The following is a 24,140-nucleotide window of genomic DNA, read 5'->3' on the forward strand; positions in this document are numbered from 1 at the left end:
TTGTGAACATCCAAACCGACAAATCTGATATGGTCCATATGGCCCGTCTCCTATGCATGAGGCTCTGCGCCGGCCAGCCGGCTTAACCCTCGTACCGTTGCATATCGGATGACGGGCCGCCCTCAGGCCCAGCAATCATAGGGACTACGTATCGCCTGCGAAGGCAGTCGATTCTGTTGCCAACATGGTTGGCTCACTTCGCGAGGCCATAGGTCCGGACATCGACATCATGGTCGATTTCCATGGACGCCCTGCGTCCGTTAACGCGGCGATGGACTACCTCAGGGCAATCGAGCCGGCCCGCATCATGTTCGCGGAAGAACCCGTGCCGCCCGAAGATGTTGCCGGACTGGCGCATATCACGGCGCGATCGGCTGTGCCGATCGCTTCCGGCGAGCGGCTGATCGGACGTCGCGAATTCACGCACTCGATCGCAGCCCGTGCCTTCAACATTGCCCAGCCTGATATCTGCCACACTGGTGGTCTGCTCGAGACAAAGAAGATCGCGGCTATGGCGGAAACCGCGGGTATCGGCCTTGCGCCGCACAACCCGCTCGGTCCGATCGCCGGTGTGGCTGCTCTTCACTTCGGCATATCGACGCCAAACGTCGTCATTCAGGAGGAGATGTCCGGTGCCGTCGCCTGGTACGACGACGTCGTTACCTGGCCAATTCAGCGTAAACCGGGCCGCTGGAACCTGCCCGAACTGCCGGGCCTTGGCGTCACCGTCAATGAAGACGTCATCGCGCGTCACCCCTTCAAGCAGGAAGTGCTGCATGCCCGCAACGCCGTCATGCCGGACGGCACCGTGGTCGACTGGTGAATGCAATGGCAGGCCGGCTGCAAGGAAAGATCGCAATCGTCACGGGAGCGGGCCAGGGCATCGGTGCCGCCACCGCCCGCGCCTTTGCGATGCATGGGGCAAAGACCGTTATTGCCGAACTGAATGCGGCAAGCGGGAAAGCGATCGCCGACGAATTGCGTGCCAAAGGCGCCGACGCCCTGTTCATCGAGACGGACGTCACAGACGCATCCGCGGTCGCCGACATGGTCGCCCGGACGATCACGACCTATGGCGGCGTCGACGTTCTCGTCAACAATGCCGGTGCCAACGTCTTCTACGAACCATTGCTGATGCCGGATGAGGAATGGGAGCGCTGTCTCAAGCTCGACCTCCAGGCCGCGTGGTTCTGCGCCAAGGCGGTTTTGCCGAACATGCTGGCGAACGGCTCGGGGTCTATCGTCAACATAGCAAGCTGTCACGCTTTCCAGATCATTCCCCATACCTTCCCGTATCCGGTCGCCAAGCATGCGCTTGTGGGTCTCACCCGCTCGCTCGCCATCGAATATGCCGCGCGCGGTATCCGGGTGAACGCGATAGCACCCGGCTATATCGAGACGCCGATCGCGGAAGCCTATTGGAACACATTCCCGAACCCCGCCGAGGAGAAGCGGCGAGCCTACGACCTCCATCCGCCCAAGCGCATTGGCCGGCCGGACGAGGTTGCAATGACGGCGGTTTTCCTCGCTTCGGACGAAGCGCCGTTCATAAATGCCGAGACGATCACCATCGATGGTGGGCGCTCGGTTCTCTACCACGACTAGCAACCACCATAGAGCTCTCAGGGAGGATCTTCATGAAAACCACAACAAAGGCTTTGGCGACATTTGCGATACTGGCTGCCGGACTGATGAGTGGCGCAGCAAGCGCGGAAGACATCAAGATCGGCTACATCAACAAGATGGGTGACCATCCATGGTTTGTCGCCGAAGTTGGCGGCGCCAAGAAAGCGGCTGAGGCGGCAGGGGCCGCGTTCGTGTCGCAGGACGTCCAGTTCGATGCCAATTTGACGATCACGACCTTTGATACGATGGTCGGCGATGGTGTGAAAGGCATCGCGATCGTCGTCCCAGACAAGGCACTGGGACCGGTCATCGCGGAAAAGGCAAAGGCCGCAAAAATTCCCTTGGTGGCGGTCGACGACGACATCTACTACCAGGATGGCACCCAGGTCCCCTATGTCGGAATGAATGCGTACAACATCGGCGCGCGGGTGGGCGAAGAGCTTGCCAAGCTCTACAAGGCCGACGGCTGGGCGGGCAAAGAGGTGCGCATCGCCTCGATCGAGGACCGCAAGGCGGATACCTGCATGCAGCGCAACAAGGGCGCGGAAGAAGCGTTCCTGAAGGCGGTGCCCGATTTCAAGCCGGGGAATATCGTGCGCGTCCCCTACGACAACACTATGGTCAACGCCATCGACGTGATGACCACCACGTTGACGGCCAATCCCAGCGTCACGAACTGGATATTCTACTCATGCAACGATGATGGCGTGCTGGGTGGTGCGCGAGCACTGGAGAATGCCGGCTATACCGCAGACCAGGGCATGGGGATAGGCATCGACGGGAGCCGCGCCTGCGACGCCTTCGGATCAGGGAAGCCTTCGGCATTCCGTGGCACGATGTGGCTCAATTCGGCAAATCACGGCGCACTGGCGGTGAAGATCTTGTTGGCCTCCATCAAGGATGGAACGAAGCTACCCGTTCAGTCCTTCACCGACCCGGAATACATCACCGCCGACAATTTTGCGTCGGACTACAAAGCCAAGCTCTGCCACTGAACCGGCTATGCGTCATGCGCCGCAGGGCGCATGACGCTCTTTGGGCCGGCAGTTCGTCAGCGGGCACACGCCACCGACACGGGATCGATCCTCGGGAGTGAGCTTTGATGCAATCGGATTTCTTCTCGCTCGATAGGATATCGAAGCGCTTCGGCGTCGTGCAGGCGCTCGACAACGTCTCGATTGCTTTTCGGCCGGGGGAGGTGCTTGCCCTGGTTGGCGAGAATGGGGCTGGCAAATCGACGATGATGCGAATTCTCGAGGGCGTGTTCGCACCGGACACCGGCACCGTGCTGCACGGTTCCACGCCGATCGTTTTCGGCGAGCCGCGCGACAGCCACAGAGCCGGAATACGCGTCATCCATCAGGAGCCGGAGATCGTTCCGAACCTGACGGCGGCCGAGAACATTTTCGTTGGGGAACTGCCGCGGTTGGCAGGCGTCCTGCTCGACTGGCACAGGCTGGAGGAGCAGACCGACCGGGTGCTTGCGACCTTCGGCATGCAACAGGATATGCGGCCGCGGCAACTCTGCAGCACGCTCGGTCCGGCGCAACGTCAGATGGTCGAAACCATGCGCGCCATACGTGCCGGCGGCCGGCTGATCGCATTCGACGAGCCGACCTCGTCACTGACCGACGACGAAGCGCGCCGTCTGTTTTCAGTAATACGCCGGCTGCGCGAAGAAGGCACTTCGATCGTCTACATCTCTCACAGGCTGAACGAGATCATCGACCTTGCGGATCGCATTGTCGTTTTGCGGGATGGCCGGCTGGTCGACGATTCCCCTGCGGCAGGTGCTAGCGAGCAAACCATAGCCAAGCTTATGGTCGGCCGCGACATTGCCGATCTGTTTACGCGCGAGACGTGGCAATCAGGAAAACCGTTGCTGGACGTGGCGGGCTTGACCACCGACCGCGTCACCGATGTGAGCCTCAAGGTCCGCCGCGGCGAGGTGCTCGGCATCGCCGGCCTTATGGGGGCGGGGCGATCCGAATTGGCAAAGGCGATTGTCGGCTATGATCGGCGCCTCGGCGGAACCATAGCGATGAATGGCGTGCCGGTTGGCCCCAACAGTCCGCATGCAGCGATCGTGGCGGGCATCGGCTTCGCCCCCGAAGACCGCAAGCACGAAGCCCTGCTGCTGTTCCGAAGCATTCTTGACAATGCCTCGCTATGCGTGCCCGACAAGACGTCGACCTTCGGCTTCTTCAACCGGCGAAAGGCGCTGGAGATTGTCTCACCGCTCGCAGCAAAAATGTCGATCAAGGCGCCCAACCTCGACGAACAGGTTTCGAAGCTGTCGGGTGGAAATCAACAGAAGGTCGTTCTCGCGCGCTGGCTCGCCCGGCAGCCGATGCTTCTCATCCTCGATGAACCGACCCGCGGTATCGACATCGGCGCCAAGGCGGAAATCTATCGCCTGATCGATGAACTCGCCGCCAGCGGCATTGGCATAATCCTGATTTCTTCGGAAATGCCAGAACTGATCGGGCTCGCCGACAGGGTGCTCGTCATGGCCGAGGGCCGGATCACGGCCGAACTTTCCCGCCCCCACATCGACGAGGCCACGATCCTGAAACACGCCATGCCGCAATCTGTACCATCGCTCGGAGGACAAATTCAGTGAACAGCCTTGAGCTTAGGACAGCAACAACACAAACCGACAAAAGGCGCGCTTCCTTGCGCATCGCAGAGCGCATCGGCATCCACAACATAAGCCTTCTTGTTGCTCTCGCCATTCTCGTGCTCATCTTCGGCACCCTGAGAGGCGATGTGTTCTTCTCCAGCCGAAACCTGCTGAACATCGGCCTGGGCATCACCATCCTGGGCGTTCTGGCGATGAGCCAGACCGTGGTCATTGTCGCGGGCGGACTTGATATCGCCGTCGGCGCAATTGTCGGTCTGACCACTGTATCGACGGCAATGGCCATACAGTCGACGGGCTCGCCCGCGGTGGGCATTCTTGCCGGCCTGGTCCTGGGCGGTCTTGCCGGTCTCGTGAACGGCATCATCATCACTTATGGGCGGGTCAATGCCGTCATCGCGACACTCGGTACGATGGCGATTTTCCGCGGCATCGCATTCATCATGTCCGATGGGCAATCGATCGCGATTTTCAGTGACACTTTCCGCTTCATAGGGATCGGACGAATCCTCGGCCTGCCTCTGCTGATCTGGATTCTTTTCCTGACCGCGATCGTGTTCCATCTCTTCCTGGCGCGCTCGATCATTGGCCGCAACATCTATGCTCTGGGCGGCAATCCCGTTGTCGCACGCTTCTCCGGCATCAATATCAACCGCTACCGCATCGGTATCTACATCATGAGTGGAGTGGCGGCCGGATTGGCCGGGATTCTGCTTGCTGCTCGTACCGGCTCGGGGCAGCCCGTTTCCGGATCCCAGGGCCTGGAGCTCGAGGCCATCACGGCGGCCGTGCTGGGTGGCTGCGCCTTGCAGGGCGGGAAGGGCACGATTGTCGGCGCGCTCCTCGGCGTCGCCATCATTGGCGTGCTCAACAACGGAATGATACTGACGTCCGTGCCAACCTTCTATCAGTTGCTTGCCAAGGGCTCGCTGCTGATACTTGCTGTGGTAATTGCCGAGTACCACTTGAACAGGACATGACGATGGACGCGGCGATCGCCTCAATTGGTCAAGGCAAGCAGGACCTTGCTGCTGGAGATGGCACTGCGTCGTCGCTCAAGGATCGCATCGCACGCGATCTCGGACAGCGTATCCTCGCCGGCTCCTACGCGCAGCACTCGATACTGCCGACGGAAGCTGAACTTTGCGTCATCTACGGGGCGAGCCGAACCGCGCTTCGCGATGCTCTTCTCACGCTTTCGGCCAAAGGATTGATCGAGGCGCGCAAGCGTGCGGGGACGCGTGTGCGCGCGTCGAGCGAATGGAACAGGTTGGATGCACAGGTCCTCGAATGGATGCGCGATATCGAGCCCGATCTCGATTTCGTCCGTGGATTGATCGAGGCGCGGCTGGTCATTGAACCCGCCGCCGCCCAACTTGCGGCCAAGATGGCGACGTCAGGCGATCTCGCGGTCATCGAAGCCGCCTATGAGGCCATGCGCATTGCTCCGCAGGATGATCTCGCTGCGTGTCTTGATGCCGATGTCAGGTTTCATACCGCCATCCTTCGTGCCAGCCGCAACCCGGTTTTCGCCAATCTCGGCAATATGCTCGCGGCGGCCCTCAGCTTCTCCTTCCGATTGACCACATCGGCCACCGCTAACTATCAGCAGACACTCAGCGCGTATGGCGACGTGCTGGAGGCAATTAGGATGCGCAGGGCCGACGACGCTCATGATCAGATGAAAGCGCTCATCGGGATCGCGTCGAATGACCTTCTTGCAGTGGCTCGCAAAGGCCGCCATCAACAGCCGATCGCCTCTGCCAGGGCCGATACCGTCTGAATTAGATGGTCCGGACGATCAAGATTCGAAGTGGAGAACTATCCGCTGAAATCGTCCCGTCGCTTGGGGCAGGTCTTGCGAGACTGGACTATGGGCGCGTGCCGCTCTTCAGGCCATGGCCAAACGGCGGGAGCAGCAACCCCTTCGACCTTGCCTGCAACCTGCTTTTGCCGTGGTCAAATCGCATCTCCGGCGGCGGGTTCTTATTCGACTCCAAATTCCACGAACTGCCTTCCAACGTCGCAGGCGAGCCATTTCCGATTCACGGCAATGGATTTTCGAGCGAGTGGGACGTCGACAGTCTGACGCAGGACAGAGCGAAGCTGTCGCTCATCAGCAACGGACCCGGCCCATATCGATATCGCGCCGAGGTGAGCTACGCGCTGGCCGGACAGGGGCTCGACCTGAAGTTTCGCATCGTCAATCAGGCGCCGGTCAGGCTGCCGTTCGGGCTTGGCATCCATCCGTGGTTCCCAAGAACAGCGTTGACCACGCTTCACGCCGCGGCCTCGCAGGTTTGCCTCGAACGGCCCAACCATCTCCCTGAAAAATTTGTCGATGTCAAAACCCGTCCCGACCGGGATTTCGGCGCCCCGGCCGCCTTGCCGAGCGGATGGATAAACAATGTGTTCGCTGGCTGGGACGGCGTCGCTACCATCTCTTGGCCAGAGCACAATTGCGGCCTCACGATCAAAGCGTCCTCGCCCTTAAATTTTTACCTGGTCTATTCGCCATCGGATGAGAGCGATTTCTTCTGTTTTGAACCGGTCAGTCATGCTGTCGATGCTCACAATCGTGGTTCGATCGACAAATGGAATGGACTGTCGGTGCTTGGGCCTGGCGAGAGCCTGGCGGCCCGTTGCAGCTTCGCCGTCAGTTAGGCGGACCTCTGCGGCGCCCTCGAGTTGGCGTATGTCGGTGTCGGCCAGCATGTCCGGGGAGAACGAAGCCGGCCTTTCGTCCAAACGGAGCTTGGGAAGAGGGACCTCAGCGACCGGGAACGCATGAGCCCGTTCGACGTTTGCCGGATGTCGCTGCGCAGTTCGTCTGCTTGACGGTCCGGTACGGGCCTACTCCGAATGTACCTGGCAGGATTGGATCAATGACAGATGTTGACCCAAAGGAATTCATGCTCGCAGGCATCGTCATGAAGCGACTGGTCTCCGGCGAACAGACGGGAGGCTTGTTGAGTCTCTTCGAAAACAGAAGCGACGGGCAGACGAAAACGCCAATCCATGTTCATGCGAATGACGACGAGACGGTCTACGTCATCGAAGGGCAGTTGACTGCAATTGTGGACGGTGTGGTCCGAACGCTCTCGCCCGGCGAGAGCATGTTTTTGAAGCGGGGCATCCCGCACCAGCTTATGAATCCCGGCAATCAGCTCGTTCGCTATATCCTGATAAACACGCCAAGTGTGTTCGAGCAGTTTCTCGCCGAAGGTGGCCATGAACTCGGCAAGGGAGAGGTGGTCGGGCCGCCGACGCCTGCCGATATCGAGCGACTCAAAGCGGCGGCGCCGAAGTTTGGGATTACGCTTCTGAGAGACTGGCCGGCAAGAGAGTAGATGACTTCGTGATAGCGGCTCGGATCGCCGCTAAAGCCGGCCCTTGCCCGAGGAACCGTTTTGGCTAGCCGTCGGCAATCCAATCCGAGAGGCTGCGGGCAAAACTTCGCGGCACGATGAGTTCACACGCGGTCTCGCCGGTGCGCAGGAAGACCACGGACACGTGATGGAAGGATGTCAGCACGGCGCGGCCCGGAGCGGCGGCCGGCGCGTGCCAGTCGACGGTAACGCAGCCGGACAGAAGCCTTGCGATGTCAGGGCCGGTCATTTTCAAACGAACGCGACCTTCGCCGAGGGGAACCGAGCAGCCGAGATCGGGGTCGACGGCAAGCGCAGGCGCTTGCGTGCCTTCGTCGAGAGCCAGCCAGAGGCGGCGAGGTGCAACGCGGATGATTAGAAGGCCTTTGTGACGAACCGTCTCTCCGACCGAGGCTGGAAGCTTCGTGCCGAGCGATGCCGAGACGCTCTTTTCGAATTGCGTCAGTGTCCCGTCCCAGCCCTCGACCTGGATGAGCGGGCAATCGGCCACGGACAGGCTGAAATCCCGCGAAGACATCGAGCTAGCCATGCAGCCGTTCTCCCTGCGGATCGAGGAACACCGGCGAGACGATGCGAGCGCGAACCGTTTCATCATCCTTCATCGGGTAGACCGCCACGACCTCGCTTCCTTCTGCCGCGACATCACCGGCAAGCAGGGCCAGCCCGACATAATGGCCGCGTTCGGGGCTGAAACTGACGGAGGTGACGCGACCGCGCCCATGGCCATAGGGTTTCTCATCCGGCAGGAACAGGATGGCGCCGCCGCGCAGGCGTTTTCCGTCCTCAATGCATTCCAGTCCGACCAGGCGCTGTCGGTTGGGAGCCTGGAGGGCAGGGCGCCGTCGCAGGACGTCGCCGACGAAGCCGCTGCGTTTGCCGGCCATGCGACCGAGGCCGAGATCGTCGAGCGTCGTGCGCCCATCGATCTCCGGTCCGGCGACATGGCCCTTTTCGACGCGTAGCGCGCCAAGCGCCTCGACGCCGTAAGGCTTCAGGTCGAACGCTCTGCCGGCTTCGAGCAGGCGGCTCCAGAGCTGTTCGCCGGCAGTTGCGCCGACATAGATTTCGTAGGCGCGCTCGCCGGAATAACTGAGACGCAGGATGCGGAGCGCACGGCCCTCCCATTCGCTTTCGAGTAGCCCCATGTGCGGAAGCGCCTCGTCGGAAACGTCGAGAGCGGGAAACGCTGCACTCAGGACTGCGCGGCTGTTAGGCCCGGCAACCGACATCGCCGCCCATTCATCGCTGACCGAGGTGACGGCCACGCGCAAATCCGGCCAGGCCGTGTCGAGCAGGAATTCGAGTCGCGACAGCACATCGGCGGCCTTGGCCGTCGAGGTGGTCATGAAGAACCGGTTTTCCGCCAGCCGCGTCGTGGTGCCGTCGTCGAAGACGATGCCGTCGTCGCGCAGCATGACGCCGTAGCGGGCGCGGCCGACGGGCAGTTTGGCAAAGCCGTTGGCGTAGATGCGATCGAGAAAAATCGCCGCATCCGGACCCTGGACGTCGATCTTGCCGAGGGTGGAGATGTCCATCAGGCCCGCGGCCTGACGCACATTCCGCATTTCGGCGACATAGGCGTCGTTCACGTCGCGCCCCGACTGCGGGTAGAAATAGGGCCGCATCCAGAGACCGACCTCGAGCATCTCGGCGCCGTTCGCCATGTGCCAGTCGTGCATCGGTGTGCGGCGGATCGGCTTGAAATGATGGCCGGTCGCGCGTCCGGCAAGCGCGCCGATTGCCACCGGCGTATAGGGCGGGCGAAAGGTCGTGACGCCGGTCTTGGGGATTGTTGCGCGGCGCAGGGTTGCCATCGCGGCAAGTGCGGCAAAATTGCTGGTCTTGCCCTGATCGGTGCCCATGCCGAGCGTGGTGTAGCGCTTCAGGTGCTCGACCGATTCATAGCCCTCACGATGGGCGAGCTCGATATCTTCGGTCGTCACGTCCATCTGGAAATCGACGAAGGCCTTTCCACGTCCAACGGAAGGGATTTCGCGAAGTGAAATCGTGGCGGTCTCGTCCAGGTCGAGTTTCGACGGAGCGGGCACCGATGCCGACTTGCCGCAGGACGATGCGGCCTCGGTACCGGCGCGATGACCGTCCTCGATGGCATCGCCAGTCGCATAGGTTCCCATCATCGCGCCGGCGCCGAACCGGCCGGCCGGAAACGAACCCGGCACGAAGCCGTCGATGTCGTCGCGGTAGGCGGGCTTGCTCCCCAGGTGCGAGGTGAGATGCACGGTTGGCGACCAGCCGCCGGACACGCAGACCAGGTCGCAGGCGGCCTCGGATTGGCCGTCCGGCCCGTTGAGCGTTACACGTCTGACAGCATGGCCGCCGTTAAGGTCGACGATGCGCGTTGCGGCCCGCACCACCACGCCGAGCCATGCGGCTTCTGCGGCAAGTGCTGCGGGCGGGACGGGGCGCAGATCGGCAACCGTCACCTCCGCGCCGGCTGCGGCATAGTCGAAGGCGGTGCGCCAGGCACCGTCATTGGTGGTGGCGACGATGATTTTCTTGCCCGGCAGGACGGCGAAGCGATTGAGATAGGTCCGGGCGGCCGAGGCAAGCATGACGCCGGGCCGATCATTGTTCGAGAACACCATCGGCCGCTCGATGGCGCCGGTGGCGAAAACGATCGAGCGGGCGCGCAGCATGGTGACCGTTTGCCGTGTCTCGCCATTCGGCTGCGGATCGGTTGGATCGCGCTGTTCGACCAGTCCAAGGACATTGCCGTCATAGCTGCCGAAAGCGGCCGTCCGCTTCATCAGCGCGGCGGTTTCGAAGCCCTCCAACTCGGCCTCGGCCTGCTTCAGCCATGAGGCCGCTGCGCTGTCGGACGGTTCCGCCAGAAGCTGGCCGCCAAGCAGGAAATCCTGCTCGATCAGCGCGACCCGCGCGCCGGCCGCGGCGGCTGCCCGCGCCGCCGACAATCCCGCCGGGCCGCCGCCGACGATGGCGACGTCGGCGAAGGCATGACGAACCTCGTAGCGGTCGGGATCAGCGTCGGTGCCGGCCCTGCCCAGGCCGGCCGCCTTGCGGATGAAATGTTCGTAGAACATCCAGGCGCGGCGCGTTGGGCCCATGAAGGTCTTGTAGTAGAAGCCGGCGGACAGAAACGGTGCCAACAGCCCGTTGACGCTTTGCACGTCGAAGGCAAGCGATGGCCAGCGGTTCTGACTCTCCACGACCATGCCGTCGGCGAGTTCCAGTGTGGTCGCCGGCAGGTTCGGCTCGCGCCTGCCGGCGCTCCCGAGCGTAACCAGCGCATTCGGCTCTTCGGGCCCGGCGGAAAAAATGCCGCGCGGGCGATGATATTTGAAGCTGCGCCCGACCAGCGTGACACCATTGGCGAGCAGCGCGGAGGCAAGCGTGTCGCCGCGATATCCAGCCAGCTTGCGGCCGTCGAAGGTAAACTCGACCGGCTGCTCGCGGTCGATACGGCCACCCATCGACAGCCGCTTGTGGTTCGAACTCATGCCGGGGATTTCCTGAGAGTTGATTTCCTGGCCCGCAATTTTCTGGCGAAGTCGACGGCTGCGATGGCATGGTTGCGGGTGTCGCGTTCGACCACCAGCCATTGCCGGCAACCGGTCACGTGCTGCCAGAATTCACGGTGCGGGCCGGCCGGGTTTGTCCTGATATAGACGTAGCGGTGCCAGGCCTCCGGATCGGGATCGTCATGGGCCGGACGCTTGACCGAGGCATCGCCGCCATAGCGGAACTCGTCATGGTCGCGCGGGCCGCAGCAGGGGCATTCGATGCGCAGCATTTTGTCCCGCCTCCTATTGCAGCCAGGCGGAAGGGCCGACACCGGCCTCATCGAGCGTGTGGCCGGTGCGGAAACGATCGAGCCCGTAGGCTGCGATCAAGGGATGCGGCTTGCCGGTGGCGATCGTGTGGGCGAAGCACCAGCCGGAAGCCGGCGTCGCCTTGAAGCCGCCATAGCACCAGCCGCCGTTGAGATAGAGACCCTCGATCGGCGTCGGGCAGATGATCGGGCTGGCATCGGGGGTCATGTCCATGACGCCGCCCCAATGGCGCAGCAGACGGACACGCGAAATGCATGGCATCAGCGCAATCGCTGCCTCCGCCACTTCGCGCACGACGCCGAGATTGCCGCGCTGGGCATAGGAATTGTAGCCGTCGAGATTGCCGCCGAAGACCAATCCGCCCTTGTCGGACTGGCTGACGTAGAAATGGTCGGCGCCATAGGCGACGACGTGATCTACCAGCGGCTTCAGCGGCTCGGTGACGAAAGCTTGCAGCACATGGCTTTCGATCGGCAGTTCCAGGCCGGCCTTGGTGCCGAGCACGGACGTATGGCCGGCAACAGCAAGGCCGATCTTGCCGGCGCCGATCCGGCCTTTCGTCGTTTCGACGCCGACGATCCTGTCGCCGTTGCGGACGAAGCCTGTCACCTCGCAGTTCTGGATGATGTCGACGCCATGGCCGTCGGCGGCGCGGGCATACCCCCACGCCACGGCGTCGTGGCGCGCCGTGCCGGCGCGGCCCTGGAAGATGGCGCCATGGATCGGGAAGCGGGCGGTATCGGAAAAATCGAGATAGGGCACCAGCCGGCGCACCTCTTCGCGGTCAAGGATATCGGCATCGATGCCGTTCAGCCGCATGACGTTGGCGCGGTGGCTGAAGCCGTCGAGCTGATCGGCCGAATGCGCCGTGACGAGCTGGCCGCGCTGCGAGAACATGACGTTGAAGTTCAGCGCCCGCGACATGTCCTCCCAGAGCTTCATCGAGAATTCGTAGAACTGGGTGTTGCCGTCGAGCAGGTAGTTGGACCGGATGACGGTGGTGTTGCGGCCGACATTGCCGCCGCCGACATAGCCCTTTTCGAGCACCGCGACGTTGCGGATGTCGTGGTTCTCCGCGAGGTAGAAGGCGGTGGCGAGGCCGTGTCCGCCGCCGCCGATGACGATCACGTCATAGGACGATTTTGGCTCCGCTGCCCGCCAGGCGCGCTGCCAATTCTTCTGGCCGGACAGCGCGTTGCGTAAAATCGAAAATGCCGAGTAGCGCGCCATGTGTGCAGGCCTATCGAACGATCGGGCCGGCCGGCGTGCGGGTAAGCACTTCGGCGCCCGCATCGGTCAACAGCACCGTGTTGGAGACGAAGTCATTGCCGCGACGAGTGCCCATCAGCCACGACAGGATGTGGAAGCTCATCCCGGTTTCGATCTCGAGGTCGGAATCGTGTCGCAAGCCGGTCACCGAATTGCCGCCGGTCCATGACGGCGGCTGGCCGACTCCGACAAGGTAACCGCAGTGATGGCGGCGATAGTGGGAAAGACCGGCCTCGTCGGCGACGGCCTGCCAGGCGGCGTAGACATCGCGCGCCTTGGCGCCCGGCCGCAGCGCCTCGACGACGGCGTTGAACGCCTTGGCGGTCACCTCCGCCATTGTGGCGTCTTCGTCGCTGATGTGGCCGATGCGAACGAGCCGGCCGAGCGGGGCGTGGTAGCGCGAGATGCACCCGGACAATTCAACGAAGACCGGCTCGCCCTTGCGATAGATCCCGTCGCCCCAGGTCGTGTGCTCTTCACCCAGGCGCGCGGCCGGGCGGATGAACGGTCCGAAGCCCGGCGCATGACCGCCGGCGCGGATCATTGCCGCAACACATTGGGCGGCAACCTCCTGTTCGGAAGCGCCATCCGAGATCGCGGCGATCGCGGCACCGGCGGCGGCGTCCGTCACCTTTGCGGCCCGCCGCATCAGCGCCTGTTCCTCGGCGCTCTTCACCCGCCGCATCTTGTCGATCAGACCGGAGACATCGCTCCACTTGGCATCGGCTTGCATCTGGAGTGCCACGGCAAGTCCATGGCTGAAGCCCGCCGTCCAGTATTCTAGGCCGATCCGCTTGCCGGACAGGCCGAGCTCTGCGAGCACCCGCGCGGCAAGATCGGCCGCCGTTTCGCTATCGGAGTGGCCACGGAATTCCGCTGCCTTCACCTGCTTCTCGATTGTCACCTTTTCCATCGAACGGGTGACCAGAACAGGTCTTCCCTGAAGCGGAACGATCAGCAGGTGAGGGGCAAAATACCCCCAGTGATCGAGCCCTGTGAGATAGAAGACGTTCTCCGGCGAGGCAAAGACCGCCGCGTCGAGTTCGCGCTCAACCAGTGCCGTACGGACCTTGGCAAGGCGGCCGGCGATTTCGGCTTCGGAAAACGGATTGCGGTCCATCGGTCGTCCTTGTGCTTGTTGCCGGCTTGGTGGCGGGCATGGTCTTTCAGCAGTCCGGTTTCCCGGCCGCCATGTCAGTCGATGACGATGAGTTCGCGCGCCACGTCGCAGAGGCGTTCGCCGCCGCGATCCGTGACGATGAAGGATTCCGAGATGGCGATGCCGAAATCGTCGAGCCAAACGCCGGCCATGAAATGGAAGCACATCCCGGACTGCATCTCGGTGGTGTCGCCGGGACGAAGGCTTGCGGTGCGTTCACCCCAATCGGGCGGGTAGGCGAGCCCGACCGGATAGCCGACGCGGCTTTCCTTCTTCAGCCCGTTCCTCCGCAAGACTGCCTGCCAGGCGGCTTCCACCTCTTCGGCCGTGTTGCCGGGGCGCGCCTTCTCGAGGCCAGCGTCGACGCCCTCGACGATCGCCTTGGCCATGTCGAGGATGGCTTGCGGCGGCTTGCCAAAATGTACCGTCCGGGTCAGCGCCGCATGATAGCGGCGGCGCACGCCGGCGATCTCCAGAATGGCGAGGCCGCTGTCCGGCAGCGGCGCGTCGGACCACGTCAGATGTGGCGTGCTGGTGCCCTCGCCAACGGGCATCAGCGGACAGATCGCGGCATAGTCGCCACCCGCTCCGGGCACGCCCATGATCTGTGCGTGATAGATTTCCGCAATGACATGGTTCTGAGGCACGCCAGGCCGCATTTTCCCGATGGCGCGGTTCATGGCATGCGTGCAGATCGCACCCGCCTCGCGGATCAGCACCAGCTCGGCTTCCGATTTGACCAGCCGCGCCCAGTTGACGAGATCGTGGTTGTTGGCGAAGTGCGCGTCGGGCAGCCCCTGGACGAGATGGGCGTGGCAGCGCGCGGTGTAATAGTGCGCGTCCATCTCGACGCCGATGCGGGCCTTTCCCCAGCCACGCGACCGGATCAGTTGGCCGAGCTCGTCATAAGGGTGTTCGACGGGCTGCTGCACCAGCCGCTCCGAGAACGGCACGATATTTTCGTCCGGCAGGCCAGTGGTTAGGCGTGCGCTCCTGGCGTCCTGCGCCCTGCCGAACCAGATCGGCCGATCCCCCTCCAGATGGACGAGCACGCACTGCGGAACGTAGAACGACCATCCGTCATAGCCGGTCAGCCAGCACATGTTGGCGGGATCCTGGCAGACGATGAGGTCGAAGCCGGCCTTTTGCATGCGTGTCTTCACGCCGGCCAGGCGCTGCCCATACTCCGCTTGCGTGAATGTCCCGAAACCGTTCGCGGTCGCCACCGAAATCCTGCCTTCTGGGTACGCTGTTTGCCTTTTGCAAATAGGCATCAGCCTAAATTGTGCACAACTCGACGACCAATTTATTGGTTAACTACGAATTATCGTCGAATTTCCATGGTTTTTATATCTCTGCTTGCGAAATGTCTAGGGCAGTTGTATACGTCTTATCAAGCAGGCGCCGACCTCGAAGAAGGCCGCGCCCTGGGAGCCATCCACAGTTGTTCAATGGGAGAAAAGCATGCTCAAATCATCGATATCGCGCCGTATGGTCGTGAAAGCGGCTGCCTGCATCGCGCTCGCCGCGACGTCATTGACGTCGCTGTCCGCCCACGCCGAGACCACCCTCGAACGGGCCAAGAAGGACGGCTATATACGTATTGGCTTCGCCAACGAGGCACCGTTCGGCTACGCCACGCCCGACGGCAAGCTGACCGGCGAGGCGCCGGAAGTCGCCAAGGCCGTGCTCGCCAAAATGGGCATTCCGCAGGTCGACGGCGTGCTGACCGAATTCGGCTCGCTCATTCCGGGTCTCAAGGCCGGCCGTTTCGACATTATCGCTGCGGGCATGTTCATCACTCCGAAGCGCTGCGCCGAGATCAACTACTCCGAGCCTTCCTACGGCATCGGCGAGGCTATGTTGGTGGCAAAAGGCAACCCGAAAGGCGTGAAGGACTTTTCCAGCATCAAGGACAATCCGGATCTCAAGCTCGCCGTGATGGCGGGCGCCGTCGAAGGCGGCTTCGCCAAGGACGCGGGCGTTGCCGATGGGCAGATCGTCTCCTTGCCTGACCAGTCCAGCCTGGTCGCCGCCGTCCAGTCGGGCCGCGCCGACGCTGCCGCGCTGACCGCCCTTTCGATCGCCGACATGGCCAAGAAAGCCGACGGTGTCGAATCGACCAAGCCGTTCGGCGAGGTTGCCGGCAAGTCGGTGAAAGGCCATGGTGGCTTCGGCTTCCGTAAGGAAGATACCGACCTGCAGGAGGCCTTCAACGCCGAACTGAAGAAGTTCCTCGGTTCGCCGGAGCATATCGCGCTGGTCGAGCCACTCGGCTTCGGCAAGGATTATCTCCCCAACAAGACCACCGCAGAGCTCTGCGCAGGCAAATAGGTTCCCAACTGCTGGCGGCGCGAAAGCGCCGCCCTTTTTTCCCGGGGCAATCACATGGGAATCCGTACGCTTGTCATCCTGCTGGTTGTCGCGCTTGGCGTGATCGCCGCCTTGGCAACGCAGGAAGCCTATAGTCTGTTTCTACCGGGGCTGCTGCAAGGCGCGGTCCTGACGATCGAAATCGCCATCCTCGGCAGCCTGCTGGCAATTGTCATGGGCGTGCTGGCGGCGCTGGCGCGGATGTACGGCCCGGCGCCGCTTAGATGGGTGGCCACGATCTATGTCGAGATCTTCCGCGGAACGTCGGCGCTGGTGCAGCTGTTCTGGCTGTTCTTCGTGCTCCCGCAATTCGGCGTCACGATCAACGCCTTCGTGGTGGCTGTCCTGGCGCTCGGCCTGAATGTCGGCGCCTACGGATCTGAGTGCGTGCGCGGCGCGATCCAGTCCGTCGCCCGCGGGCAGTGGGAAGCGTGCACGGCATTGAACATGAGCCGCCCGCAGATGCTGCGCCGAATCATCCTGCCGCAGGCCTTTGTCGCCATGATCCCACCCTGGGGCAATCTGTTCATCGAGCTTCTGAAATCGACAGCGCTTGTCTCGCTGATCACGCTCTCGGACCTGGCGTTCAAGGCTCAGCAAATGAACCAGAACACGTTCAAGACCATTCCGATCTTCACCCTCGTCCTTTTGATGTACCTGGCGATGTCGCTGGTTGTGACCATCGGCATGCGGCTTCTCGAAAGGCGAGCTTCGCTTGGACTGGCGCGGGGGAAGGCGGCATGATCTGGGATTGGGGATTTGCCCTGGAAATCCTGCCGGTGCTCGCCCGCGCCGCCATCGTTTCCATCGAAGCGACGCTGATCGGCTTTGTGCTTGCCGCCTCACTTGGCCTGGTACTGGCGGTCGTCCGCATCGCCGTGCCATGGACCAGCTGGACGATTTCGGTGATGGTCGAGCTGATCCGCTCGACCCCGCTGCTCATCCAGATATTCTTTCTCTATTTCGTCTTTCCAAAATTCGGTGTCGTGCTCGACGCTTTCACCGCCGGAGTGCTCGCCATCGGCATCCACTACGCCGCCTATTGCTCCGAGGTCTATCGCGCCGGTTTCGACAACATCCATCGCGGCCAGTGGGAAGCCTCGATCGCGCTTAATCTGTCGTCCTGGACGACGTTCCGCGACATCATCATCCCGCAGGCGATCCCGCCGATCATTCCGGCGCTCGGCAACTATCTGGTGGCGTTGTTCAAGGAGACGCCGTTGCTTTCCGCAATCGCCGTGATGGAACTGATGCAGACCGCCAAGATCATCGGCTCCGAAACCTTCCGCTACACCGAGCCGATCACGCTGGTCGGCCTGTTTTTCCTAGCCATGAGCCTGGTTTCGGCAGCGCTCATCCGCTCGCTCGAAGGGCTGCTCAACCGGAGGACCATGCGATGACGGAACAACCGATGGTACGCTTCGACAATGTATCGAAACGCTACGGCACGTTAACCGTTCTCGATGGGCTCAATCTCGAAATAGCACGCGGCGAAAAAGTCTCGGTCATCGGTCCGTCGGGTTCGGGCAAGACGACGGTGCTGCGCATGTTGATGACGCTGGAGACGATCAATGACGGCGTCATCTGGGTCGAAGGCGAGCCGCTGACCCATATGGAGAGGAACGGCAAGCTTGTTCCCGCCGATCTCGCCCACATCCGCAAGATCCGCGCCAAGATCGGCATGGTGTTCCAGTCGTTCAACCTGTTTCCGCATATGACGGCGATGCAGAACTGCATCGAGGCGCCGATAACGGTGCTCGGCATGAAGCGGGCGGACGCCGAGGCGAGGGCGGCCGAGCTCCTGGAACTGGTCGGCCTGGCCCAGAAGAAGGACCACTATCCATCACAGCTTTCTGGCGGCCAACAGCAGCGCGTCGCCATCGCCAGGGCGCTGGCCATGCGGCCCAAGATCATGCTGTTCGACGAGGTGACCTCGGCGCTCGACCCGGAGCTTGTCGGCGAAGTGCTGCAGGTGATAAGGCAGATCGGGCGCGAGCATGATCTCACCATGCTGATGGTCACCCACCAGATGGGCTTCGCCAAAGAGTTTTCCGACCGTGTTTGCTTCTTCTATCAAGGCAAGATCTGCGAGCAGGGACCGCCAAGCGAACTGTTTGGTGCTCCCAAGAACGAGCGGACACGGCAGTTCCTGCACGCTGTCCTGGAGGCTGGGTGACGATCGAGACAGAGGCCAAGCCGCCCACGACGGTGACCGCCGCGCCGCCGCGCCCGCTCTCGGCGCGGGCACGGTTCGAGCGCATCTACCGGATATTGCGCGACCGCATCTGCCTGCTCGACTATGCGCCGGGAAGCCGTCTGTCCGAGGAAGAACTTGCCCAGGAATTCGAGATCAGCCGCACGCCGGTCCGGCGTGTCCTGGCGCGCCTCGAATCCGAGGGTCTGGTTCAATCCGTCCACGGCGTCGGCACGATCGTCACCGACGTCGACATCGAGGAATTGCAACAGGTCTATCATCTGCGCCTGGAGCTGGCGCTCCTCGTCGGCAAGCTTTCGCCGATCCCGCGCACGGCGGACGACCTCGACCGGATACGGGCGCTCATCGCGCGCTGCGATTCCGATATACTCAATCCCGACCAGCGCGCTTTCCTGCGCCTCAACATGGATTTTTTCTACGAACTCACGGCGATGACCGGCAACCAGCCGCTGCGCGAGATCAGTGAGCGCCTGTATTTTCAAGTCGCGCGCGTCGTCCTGAAGCTGATGCCGCAATTGGGCCTTGTCGAGGAATTCACCGCGTTCCGCCGCGAGATGGAAGAGGTTCTTGCCGCCGCCGAGATCGGCGACTGGGAGTCCATCGGGCACATAAGGCGGGCGCATATCTCGATGAGCTTCCGCCGCATGATGCGCCATGCAGGCGAGGCGAATGGTTTGCATGGAGACACATGATCGGCCCTCAAGATTGTGCTGGTCGCCAGGCGTCGACCTGGCTTCGACGCAGCGAAACGGCCGACCACGCGCCTCGGCTGCCCGGCCCTAGCGCGACGGGAACGATCGGCTGCGGCCCGATACCGCAGGCCTCGCCTTCAGAAGGGGCCCTCACTCGGTATGTTGGCCGGATTCCAGACTACCTCCCATAGGTGTCCGTTCGGGTCGCGGAAATATCCGGCAATCCGCCAAAGAACGTGTCCCGAGCAGGCTTGATGATCTCGGCTCCAGCGCGGGCGGTCTCATCCATCACTTGATCGACTTCTTCGCGGCGCACAACGTTGTGGCCGATTGTGAACGAGGTCGAGCTGATCGGCGTCTTGGGCAGGCCGGTGTCGTAGGCGAGGTCGTCCTGAGCCCAGATCGCGAGCTTCAACCTGCCGGACAGCGTGAAGAACGCGACGGCGCCATGCTCGAACTCGCGGCCGATGATCCCTTCCGTCGGCAAGCCGAGACCGTCGCGGTAGAACGCGAGAGAACTCTCGAGATTGGCGACAGCGATAGTCAAAACCGAAATGCGCGGTTTCATAGCAGTCTCCTCTGGTTGTCGGAAACACCAGAATAAAGTCGGGCCACGGTGAAGACTTGAACAAAACGGCCAATCGAAGAACGCCACCAAATCGAAGAACGCCGATAGTAGACGCGCTGTCGCCGCGCGATTTGATGGCGGATCGGGGCAGCGTCCGTGGTTTCATCCGTCTTGCAGCAGACGATGAATCTGTCGAGGGGTGCTTCCCGTTAGGCGTCGGCTCTCGCGGACAAGATGCGCCTGGTCGCAATAGCCCGCCTCGGCTGCCAGGATGGCCGTAGCGCTGTTCGATTGGCCCGAAAGCCGCAGAAAGCGCTGATAGCGGAGGATACGGTCAAGCGTCTTCGGGCCATAGCCGAAGCTCTCGTCGAAGCGCCGGCGCAACGTCCTTTCGCTCATCTCAAGCGCGCGCATCAACCAAGGGACGAGAGGCGCGTCGGCCGGCGGCCCGCGCTCGATCAAGCGATAGGCCGCTTGCATGGGAACGTCAGTCTCGTGGCAAGCCATCTCCGCGGCGACGATCTGTTCGAGCGAGCAGGCCAGATCTTCGAGCCTGTCGCTAATACGCACGCGGCTGGCGAGGCGCCGAGCCCGCGCTCCCCACAAATCGTCGAGCGACAGCCTCTGACCGACCAGCTCGATTTGCGGCACGCCGAGCCATGCCGCCGCCGTGGCAGGATGAAAGCGGAAACCAATCACGACCTCGTCTGCCGCCAGAATCTCGGTCTGCGGCTCCTTGTCGGGGCCGGCAACTCGGAAGCTGCCTCCGATCCATTGCAGATCGATCGTCGCGTCGGGCATCACAACGATTGGTGGTGCGCTCGGCGGGTCCATTCGATGCACCCACACCGAAGCAAAGCTGCCGCCAAGCCGCGCCGGCGCTACGCGTTCATGAAATGAACCCGTTGCCTGCGCTGGGACGGGATCGTTCATCTCGCTCCTCTTCGGATTGCCGACGGTGAACTTACGACGCAGCGACAATGTCCCGGCCCTCGCTCGAGACAACAAATCTGCACGACCGACAACTCTGCCGATCGAGAACGGTTGCAAGAACCGGTTGTTTTCTTCCGGCCGGAAGGAAGAGGGCAGGTGAATAATCATGTCAGATGCATCGCCATCGGCAGCGCCGCGTGCAGCTCATACGTCGATGGCCGTTTTGTTCAATCCGGCAAGCGATGGGCGTGCTTAGCTTTCGGCGTCGTACATCACACCGAGAGGTATGCATCATGGGTAACACCAACGACCAACGGATCGACTACGTCGAATTCAACGTGAAAGACACTCAGCGGTCACGCGACTTCTACGGAAAAGCTTTCGGCTGGACCTTCACTGACTACGGCCCGGACTATTGCGAGTTCAACGATGGCCGCTTGTCAGGCGGCTTTGCGGCAGGGCCAGCGAAGTCGGGAGGAGGCCCACTCGTCATTCTATATGCTGATGATCTGCCGGGAACGGTCAAGCGTGTCGAGCAAGCGGGAGGCAAGATCGTCAGGCCGATCTATGGGTTCCCCGGCGGCCGGCGCTTCCATTTCGCGGACCCGGATGGTTACGAGCTTGCGGTTTACACCGAAGACGGCAGCAAGGAATGATCGCGTTCTTCCATCACCTTGGGTTGGTTTTGCTCGGCGGCGTCTTTATCTGGGCGGGCGCCGGGCATTTCCTTAGATTTCGGGCGATTGCAGCGTCCCTGGCCGAACGAGGCTTTCCCGCTCCCAAGCCTCTCCTCGCCGCCGGATCGGTGCTGGAGATCGGAGCTGGCTTTTGTCTCGCAACGGACGTTGGTGACCCCTATCCCGCCGCAGCTTTGGCCGTATTCACCATCGCAGCGTCTTTCATGGCGCTTAACTTCTGGCGCTACAGCGGCGACGAACGGGAAACCCTTCGTACCGGCTTCACCATCAATGTTGCCGTCTTGGGCGGATTGATCGTCGCCGCGACCAGTAGCCTGTGACGTCGTTTCGGGGCGGCGGCTTCGTCTTCATCTGCCATCAGCCGCTCGTTGGCGATCCGGTGTCTTTGCAGCATTCGCCTATCGCTGCCAGAAGGGCAGCTTGGCGATCTCTTCGTCGGCCTGTCGTCTCGTCAGACCGATATCGTCGATCAGATGGGGATTGGTCTCCGCCAATCGCTTGAGGTCCCAGCGAAAGCGTGTCGGCTCGCGCCAGGCCGCGATAATGCTTCGCAGCGTCGCCAGGCTGTAGCGCCGACGCGACGCTTCCGCCGGCCGCGCTGCCTGAAGCGGGGCCGAGGCAAAGGTGGGAATATCGTTCATGGCAACCTCCATATGGTTTGAGGGTCCGGGGGCCCCTCGACCTGAAAGAGGATGAATTCTGCAGGATACGAACAGCGTCGTAATTAAGCTCTCCCAAATAGTTCTCAAAACTTCCAAACGGGCTATAGATGCGCCGTATGCAGGGATCGCGCTTTGCCTTTGGTCCGTTCGTGCTTGATCCGGGTGCGGGAACGCTCCTTCGGAACGACGTCCCTGTTGCCGTCAGCTACCGCGGGCTAAAGCTGCTTGCGGCACTCGTCGGACGGCCCGGCGAAATCCTGAGCAAGGCTGAGTTGATGGACGCGGCGTGGCCGGGCACAGCCGTCGAGGAAGGCAACCTAACCGTCCAGATCGCGCTGCTGCGGAAGCTGCTTGGCCCGGCCGCCGACGGCGGTGAATGGATCGCCACGGTTCCGCGCGTCGGCTACCGCTTCACGGGGGTCATCGAACAGCTCGGCGGCGCGAAGCGAAAACCTTTGCCGCTGCCCAGCAAACCATCGATAGCCGTGCTGCCCTTCGTTAATGTCAGCAACGATCCCGAGCAGGAATCCTTCGCGGATGGGTTGACCGAAGACCTGATCACCGACCTGTCCAGGATCTCCGGCCTGTTCGTCATCGCACGCAACTCGGCCTTTGCCTACAAAGGAAAGGCGATGGACGTGCGCGGGATCGCACAGGACCTTGGCGTCCGCTACCTGCTGGAGGGTAGTGCACGGCGCGCCGCGGGGCACGTGCGCATCAACGCACAGCTGGTCGACGCAGTGAGTGGCGATCATCTATGGGCGGAACGCTTCGATCGCAGCCTGGAAGATATCTTTGCCGTTCAGGACGAGGTCACCGGCAAGATCGTCGAGGCGTTACTCGGCCGGCTGCGTGCACCGCCGCCGCGCAATCGGCCCAAAAATCTCGAGGCTTACGATCTCTGCGTGCGGGCGCGCAAGCTGATGGATGATTCGCCGCAGACGGCGCAGGAAGCGCATCTGATGCTCACCCGCGCGGTTTCGCTCGATCCGGAATATGCCGAGGCCTATCGCTGGCTTGCCATGAACCACTGGATGGGATGGGTGCATTCCGGCGGACCAACCGAAACATCCCGTAGCGTTGCTTTGGAACTGGCGCGCAAAGCTGTGGCGATCGACCCTAACGATGCCGGCTGCCGCTGGGTTTTGGCTTACCTGCTTGCATATGAGCGCAGCTTCGCCGAGGCGGATGCGGAATTCGCCAAGGCAATCGAGCTCGACCCGAACGAGGCCGATGCCTGGGCGGCATTATCCGACATCGCGGTCTTGGCCGGACGGGTCGATGAGGGCCTTGAGCACATTCGCAAGGCGTTCCGGCTGAACCCGTTTCCGGCTAGTTGGTACTATCTGACGCTCGGCCAGGCGCAATATGCGGCCGGCGAATACGAAGCCGCTGTCGAGACACTGCGCAGGGACGAGACTTATCGTACTAGCTCACGCCGTTTCCTGGCGGCAAGCCTTGCCCAACTGGGGCGGCTCGACGAGGCGCGCGCAGAGGTCGAACTGTTCCTCGTCGGCAACCCGCATTTCACAACCCGCCACTGGGCCACGACGGAGCCATTCCGCGACGCTGCGACGCTTGAGCATTTCGTTGATGGCTTCCGCAAGGCCGGTCTTCCAGAGTGACGCAACGGCGCCTTCGCACCGGGCGTGCGACCTATTCCTCAAAGCGACCCGTGGTGTCACGATCGCGCTCGTATCGTCTGGTCAGCGGAAACGGCGGCAACCAGGACTCGCGACGGACGATCCAGCTTTCGTAGGTTGGCATCAGTTGGTCAGGCGCATCCAGCGATCCCAGGCTCACTTCGATTTCGTCGGCGGTGCGTGCGAAAATGGACGAGCCGCAGCGGGCGCAGAAAAACCGCCCGGCGTAGTCGCGTGTTTCGCCGTCGATCGTCACCGCATCCTCAGGAAATATCGCGGAAGCGTGAAAAAGGGCGCCATGATGCTTGCGGCAGTCGAGACAGTGACAAAGGCCGACCCGGTATGGGCGCCCCGACGCCACAATTCGGACGTTGCCGCACAGGCAACCGCCGGTGAATCGGTCCATGCTGCGTCTCCTCCAATATCAAGCGGTCGGAATGGTTACAACGACCGGCACTGT

General features: G+C 62.3%; 24 protein-coding genes and 2 pseudogenes. 16 read left to right on the forward strand and 10 right to left on the reverse strand.

All coding sequences use genetic code 11. From position 1 onward, the window contains the following. Window positions 1-178: 178 nt before the first annotated feature. From NKJ08_RS13970 to NKJ08_RS14005, 8 genes and pseudogenes are all read left to right on the forward strand, one after another. Window positions 179-823 (forward strand): annotated as a pseudogene (locus tag NKJ08_RS13970) (enolase C-terminal domain-like protein); the annotation flags it as partial. Between the two features lie 5 nt (window positions 824-828). Continuing rightward, window positions 829-1,605: an SDR family oxidoreductase gene (locus NKJ08_RS13975; protein ID WP_352527024.1), complete on the forward strand. Its 777-nt coding sequence runs from the start codon at window positions 829-831 to the stop codon at window positions 1,603-1,605. 32 nt (window positions 1,606-1,637) lie between these two features. Continuing rightward, window positions 1,638-2,621: a substrate-binding domain-containing protein gene (locus tag NKJ08_RS13980; protein ID WP_352781985.1), complete on the forward strand. Its 984-nt coding sequence runs from the start codon at window positions 1,638-1,640 to the stop codon at window positions 2,619-2,621. 107 nt (window positions 2,622-2,728) lie between these two features. After that, window positions 2,729-4,249 carry a sugar ABC transporter ATP-binding protein gene (locus NKJ08_RS13985; protein WP_352781986.1) on the forward strand — a complete coding sequence of 507 codons (1,521 nt, stop codon included), beginning with the start codon at window positions 2,729-2,731 and terminating at the stop codon, window positions 4,247-4,249. Further along, on the forward strand, window positions 4,246-5,247 hold the full coding sequence (locus NKJ08_RS13990; RefSeq protein ID WP_352781987.1) for an ABC transporter permease: 1,002 nt from the start codon (window positions 4,246-4,248) through the stop codon (window positions 5,245-5,247). Before NKJ08_RS13985 ends, NKJ08_RS13990 begins: the two co-directional genes overlap by 4 nt. A 2-nt stretch (window positions 5,248-5,249) precedes the next feature. Beyond that, window positions 5,250-6,050, forward strand: a complete 801-nt coding sequence (locus tag NKJ08_RS13995) for a FadR/GntR family transcriptional regulator (protein ID WP_352781988.1) — start codon at window positions 5,250-5,252, stop codon at window positions 6,048-6,050. Window positions 6,051-6,055: 5 nt separating this feature from the next. After that, entirely contained in the window at window positions 6,056-6,931 is an 876-nt protein-coding gene (locus tag NKJ08_RS14000; RefSeq protein ID WP_352777911.1) for an aldose 1-epimerase, read from the forward strand. A 221-nt stretch (window positions 6,932-7,152) separates the two neighbouring features. Beyond that, window positions 7,153-7,617: a cupin domain-containing protein gene (locus tag NKJ08_RS14005; RefSeq protein WP_352527031.1), complete on the forward strand. Its 465-nt coding sequence runs from the start codon at window positions 7,153-7,155 to the stop codon at window positions 7,615-7,617. Between the two features lie 64 nt (window positions 7,618-7,681). On the opposite strand, the gene NKJ08_RS14010 is transcribed toward NKJ08_RS14005, so the two are convergent. From NKJ08_RS14010 to NKJ08_RS14035, 6 genes are all read right to left on the reverse strand, one after another. Next, complete coding sequence (locus NKJ08_RS14010) at window positions 7,682-8,185, reverse strand: sarcosine oxidase subunit gamma family protein (protein WP_352527032.1); 504 nt, start codon at window positions 8,183-8,185, stop codon at window positions 7,682-7,684. Further along, window positions 8,178-11,135 carry a sarcosine oxidase subunit alpha family protein gene (locus NKJ08_RS14015; protein WP_352527033.1) on the reverse strand — a complete coding sequence of 986 codons (2,958 nt, stop codon included), beginning with the start codon at window positions 11,133-11,135 and terminating at the stop codon, window positions 8,178-8,180. Before NKJ08_RS14015 ends, NKJ08_RS14010 begins: the two co-directional genes overlap by 8 nt. After that, the gene (locus NKJ08_RS14020; RefSeq protein ID WP_502896134.1) at window positions 11,132-11,428 is read right to left on the reverse strand and encodes a sarcosine oxidase subunit delta; all 297 of its coding nucleotides are present in this window, start codon (window positions 11,426-11,428) and stop codon (window positions 11,132-11,134) included. Before NKJ08_RS14020 ends, NKJ08_RS14015 begins: the two co-directional genes overlap by 4 nt. 13 nt (window positions 11,429-11,441) lie before the next feature. Further along, a complete protein-coding gene (locus NKJ08_RS14025; RefSeq protein WP_352527034.1) occupies window positions 11,442-12,698 on the reverse strand; it encodes a sarcosine oxidase subunit beta family protein in 1,257 nt (418 codons plus the stop codon). 10 nt (window positions 12,699-12,708) lie between these two features. Further along, a complete protein-coding gene (locus NKJ08_RS14030; RefSeq protein WP_352527035.1) occupies window positions 12,709-13,857 on the reverse strand; it encodes a M24 family metallopeptidase in 1,149 nt (382 codons plus the stop codon). A 74-nt stretch (window positions 13,858-13,931) separates the two neighbouring features. Continuing rightward, on the reverse strand, window positions 13,932-15,128 hold the full coding sequence (locus NKJ08_RS14035; protein WP_502896138.1) for a M24 family metallopeptidase: 1,197 nt from the start codon (window positions 15,126-15,128) through the stop codon (window positions 13,932-13,934). A gap of 232 nt (window positions 15,129-15,360) precedes the next feature. Here NKJ08_RS14035 and ehuB point away from each other — a divergent pair, with 232 nt between their 5' ends. The 5 genes from ehuB to NKJ08_RS14060 are packed head-to-tail and all read left to right on the forward strand — an operon-like array spanning window position 15,361 to window position 19,176. Next, window positions 15,361-16,230 carry an ectoine/hydroxyectoine ABC transporter substrate-binding protein EhuB gene (gene ehuB / locus NKJ08_RS14040; protein ID WP_352527037.1) on the forward strand — a complete coding sequence of 290 codons (870 nt, stop codon included), beginning with the start codon at window positions 15,361-15,363 and terminating at the stop codon, window positions 16,228-16,230. 54 nt (window positions 16,231-16,284) lie between these two features. After that, window positions 16,285-17,013, forward strand: a complete 729-nt coding sequence (ehuC, locus tag NKJ08_RS14045; protein ID WP_352527038.1) for an ectoine/hydroxyectoine ABC transporter permease subunit EhuC — start codon at window positions 16,285-16,287, stop codon at window positions 17,011-17,013. Beyond that, entirely contained in the window at window positions 17,010-17,669 is a 660-nt protein-coding gene (ehuD, locus tag NKJ08_RS14050) for an ectoine/hydroxyectoine ABC transporter permease subunit EhuD (RefSeq protein WP_352527039.1), read from the forward strand. Before ehuC ends, ehuD begins: the two co-directional genes overlap by 4 nt. Continuing rightward, window positions 17,666-18,445, forward strand: coding sequence for an ectoine/hydroxyectoine ABC transporter ATP-binding protein EhuA (gene ehuA / locus NKJ08_RS14055; RefSeq protein ID WP_023717024.1), 780 nt, complete (start codon window positions 17,666-17,668; stop codon window positions 18,443-18,445). Before ehuD ends, ehuA begins: the two co-directional genes overlap by 4 nt. Next, a complete protein-coding gene (locus tag NKJ08_RS14060; RefSeq protein ID WP_352781989.1) occupies window positions 18,442-19,176 on the forward strand; it encodes a GntR family transcriptional regulator in 735 nt (244 codons plus the stop codon). Before ehuA ends, NKJ08_RS14060 begins: the two co-directional genes overlap by 4 nt. Before the next feature lie 137 nt (window positions 19,177-19,313). Here the strand turns inward: NKJ08_RS14060 and NKJ08_RS14065 are convergent. Next, window positions 19,314-19,744: pseudogene (locus NKJ08_RS14065) on the reverse strand (VOC family protein). A gap of 162 nt (window positions 19,745-19,906) precedes the next feature. Then, entirely contained in the window at window positions 19,907-20,677 is a 771-nt protein-coding gene (locus NKJ08_RS14070) for an AraC family transcriptional regulator (RefSeq protein WP_352527042.1), read from the reverse strand. 290 nt (window positions 20,678-20,967) lie between these two features. On the opposite strand from NKJ08_RS14070, the gene NKJ08_RS14075 reads away from it, so the two are divergent. Together NKJ08_RS14075 and NKJ08_RS14080 are read left to right on the forward strand one after the other, a co-directional pair. Then, entirely contained in the window at window positions 20,968-21,333 is a 366-nt protein-coding gene (locus NKJ08_RS14075; protein ID WP_502896137.1) for a VOC family protein, read from the forward strand. After that, a complete protein-coding gene (locus NKJ08_RS14080) occupies window positions 21,330-21,695 on the forward strand; it encodes a DoxX family protein (protein ID WP_352527044.1) in 366 nt (121 codons plus the stop codon). The genes NKJ08_RS14075 and NKJ08_RS14080 overlap by 4 nt, the downstream gene beginning before the upstream one ends. 78 nt (window positions 21,696-21,773) lie before the next feature. Here NKJ08_RS14080 and NKJ08_RS14085 read toward each other — a convergent pair whose 3' ends face one another. Next, a complete protein-coding gene (locus NKJ08_RS14085) occupies window positions 21,774-22,016 on the reverse strand; it encodes a DUF1127 domain-containing protein (protein ID WP_352527045.1) in 243 nt (80 codons plus the stop codon). 137 nt (window positions 22,017-22,153) lie between these two features. On the opposite strand from NKJ08_RS14085, the gene NKJ08_RS14090 reads away from it, so the two are divergent. Further along, window positions 22,154-23,662 carry a winged helix-turn-helix domain-containing tetratricopeptide repeat protein gene (locus tag NKJ08_RS14090; RefSeq protein ID WP_352527074.1) on the forward strand — a complete coding sequence of 503 codons (1,509 nt, stop codon included), beginning with the start codon at window positions 22,154-22,156 and terminating at the stop codon, window positions 23,660-23,662. 31 nt (window positions 23,663-23,693) lie between these two features. On the opposite strand, the gene NKJ08_RS14095 is transcribed toward NKJ08_RS14090, so the two are convergent. Then, entirely contained in the window at window positions 23,694-24,086 is a 393-nt protein-coding gene (locus NKJ08_RS14095; RefSeq protein ID WP_352781990.1) for a GFA family protein, read from the reverse strand. Between the last annotated feature and the right edge of the window lie 54 nt (window positions 24,087-24,140).

Origin of the sequence: Mesorhizobium sp. M0244, assembly GCF_040321795.1 — a bacterium.
Classification (GTDB): domain Bacteria; phylum Pseudomonadota; class Alphaproteobacteria; order Rhizobiales; family Rhizobiaceae; genus Mesorhizobium.

Bases quoted from the DNA above. Each gene is read 5' to 3' on its own strand.
- NKJ08_RS13975 (WP_352527024.1), top strand. From the start codon at position 829: ATGGCAGGCCGGCTGCAAGGAAAGATCGCAATCGTCACGGGAGCGGGC.
- NKJ08_RS13980 (WP_352781985.1), top strand. From the start codon at position 1,638: ATGAAAACCACAACAAAGGCTTTGGCGACATTTGCGATACTGGCTGCC.
- NKJ08_RS13985 (WP_352781986.1), top strand. From the start codon at position 2,729: ATGCAATCGGATTTCTTCTCGCTCGATAGGATATCGAAGCGCTTCGGC.
- NKJ08_RS13995 (WP_352781988.1), top strand. From the start codon at position 5,250: ATGGACGCGGCGATCGCCTCAATTGGTCAAGGCAAGCAGGACCTTGCT.
- NKJ08_RS14000 (WP_352777911.1), top strand. From the start codon at position 6,056: ATGGTCCGGACGATCAAGATTCGAAGTGGAGAACTATCCGCTGAAATC.
- NKJ08_RS14005 (WP_352527031.1), top strand. From the start codon at position 7,153: ATGACAGATGTTGACCCAAAGGAATTCATGCTCGCAGGCATCGTCATG.
- NKJ08_RS14010 (WP_352527032.1), bottom strand. From the start codon at position 8,185: ATGGCTAGCTCGATGTCTTCGCGGGATTTCAGCCTGTCCGTGGCCGAT.
- NKJ08_RS14015 (WP_352527033.1), bottom strand. From the start codon at position 11,135: ATGAGTTCGAACCACAAGCGGCTGTCGATGGGTGGCCGTATCGACCGC.
- NKJ08_RS14020 (WP_502896134.1), bottom strand. From the start codon at position 11,428: ATGCTGCGCATCGAATGCCCCTGCTGCGGCCCGCGCGACCATGACGAG.
- NKJ08_RS14025 (WP_352527034.1), bottom strand. From the start codon at position 12,698: ATGGCGCGCTACTCGGCATTTTCGATTTTACGCAACGCGCTGTCCGGC.
- NKJ08_RS14030 (WP_352527035.1), bottom strand. From the start codon at position 13,857: ATGGACCGCAATCCGTTTTCCGAAGCCGAAATCGCCGGCCGCCTTGCC.
- ehuB (WP_352527037.1), top strand. From the start codon at position 15,361: ATGCTCAAATCATCGATATCGCGCCGTATGGTCGTGAAAGCGGCTGCC.
- ehuC (WP_352527038.1), top strand. From the start codon at position 16,285: ATGGGAATCCGTACGCTTGTCATCCTGCTGGTTGTCGCGCTTGGCGTG.
- ehuD (WP_352527039.1), top strand. From the start codon at position 17,010: ATGATCTGGGATTGGGGATTTGCCCTGGAAATCCTGCCGGTGCTCGCC.
- ehuA (WP_023717024.1), top strand. From the start codon at position 17,666: ATGACGGAACAACCGATGGTACGCTTCGACAATGTATCGAAACGCTAC.
- NKJ08_RS14070 (WP_352527042.1), bottom strand. From the start codon at position 20,677: ATGAACGATCCCGTCCCAGCGCAGGCAACGGGTTCATTTCATGAACGC.
- NKJ08_RS14080 (WP_352527044.1), top strand. From the start codon at position 21,330: ATGATCGCGTTCTTCCATCACCTTGGGTTGGTTTTGCTCGGCGGCGTC.
- NKJ08_RS14085 (WP_352527045.1), bottom strand. From the start codon at position 22,016: ATGAACGATATTCCCACCTTTGCCTCGGCCCCGCTTCAGGCAGCGCGG.
- NKJ08_RS14090 (WP_352527074.1), top strand. From the start codon at position 22,154: ATGCAGGGATCGCGCTTTGCCTTTGGTCCGTTCGTGCTTGATCCGGGT.
- NKJ08_RS14095 (WP_352781990.1), bottom strand. From the start codon at position 24,086: ATGGACCGATTCACCGGCGGTTGCCTGTGCGGCAACGTCCGAATTGTG.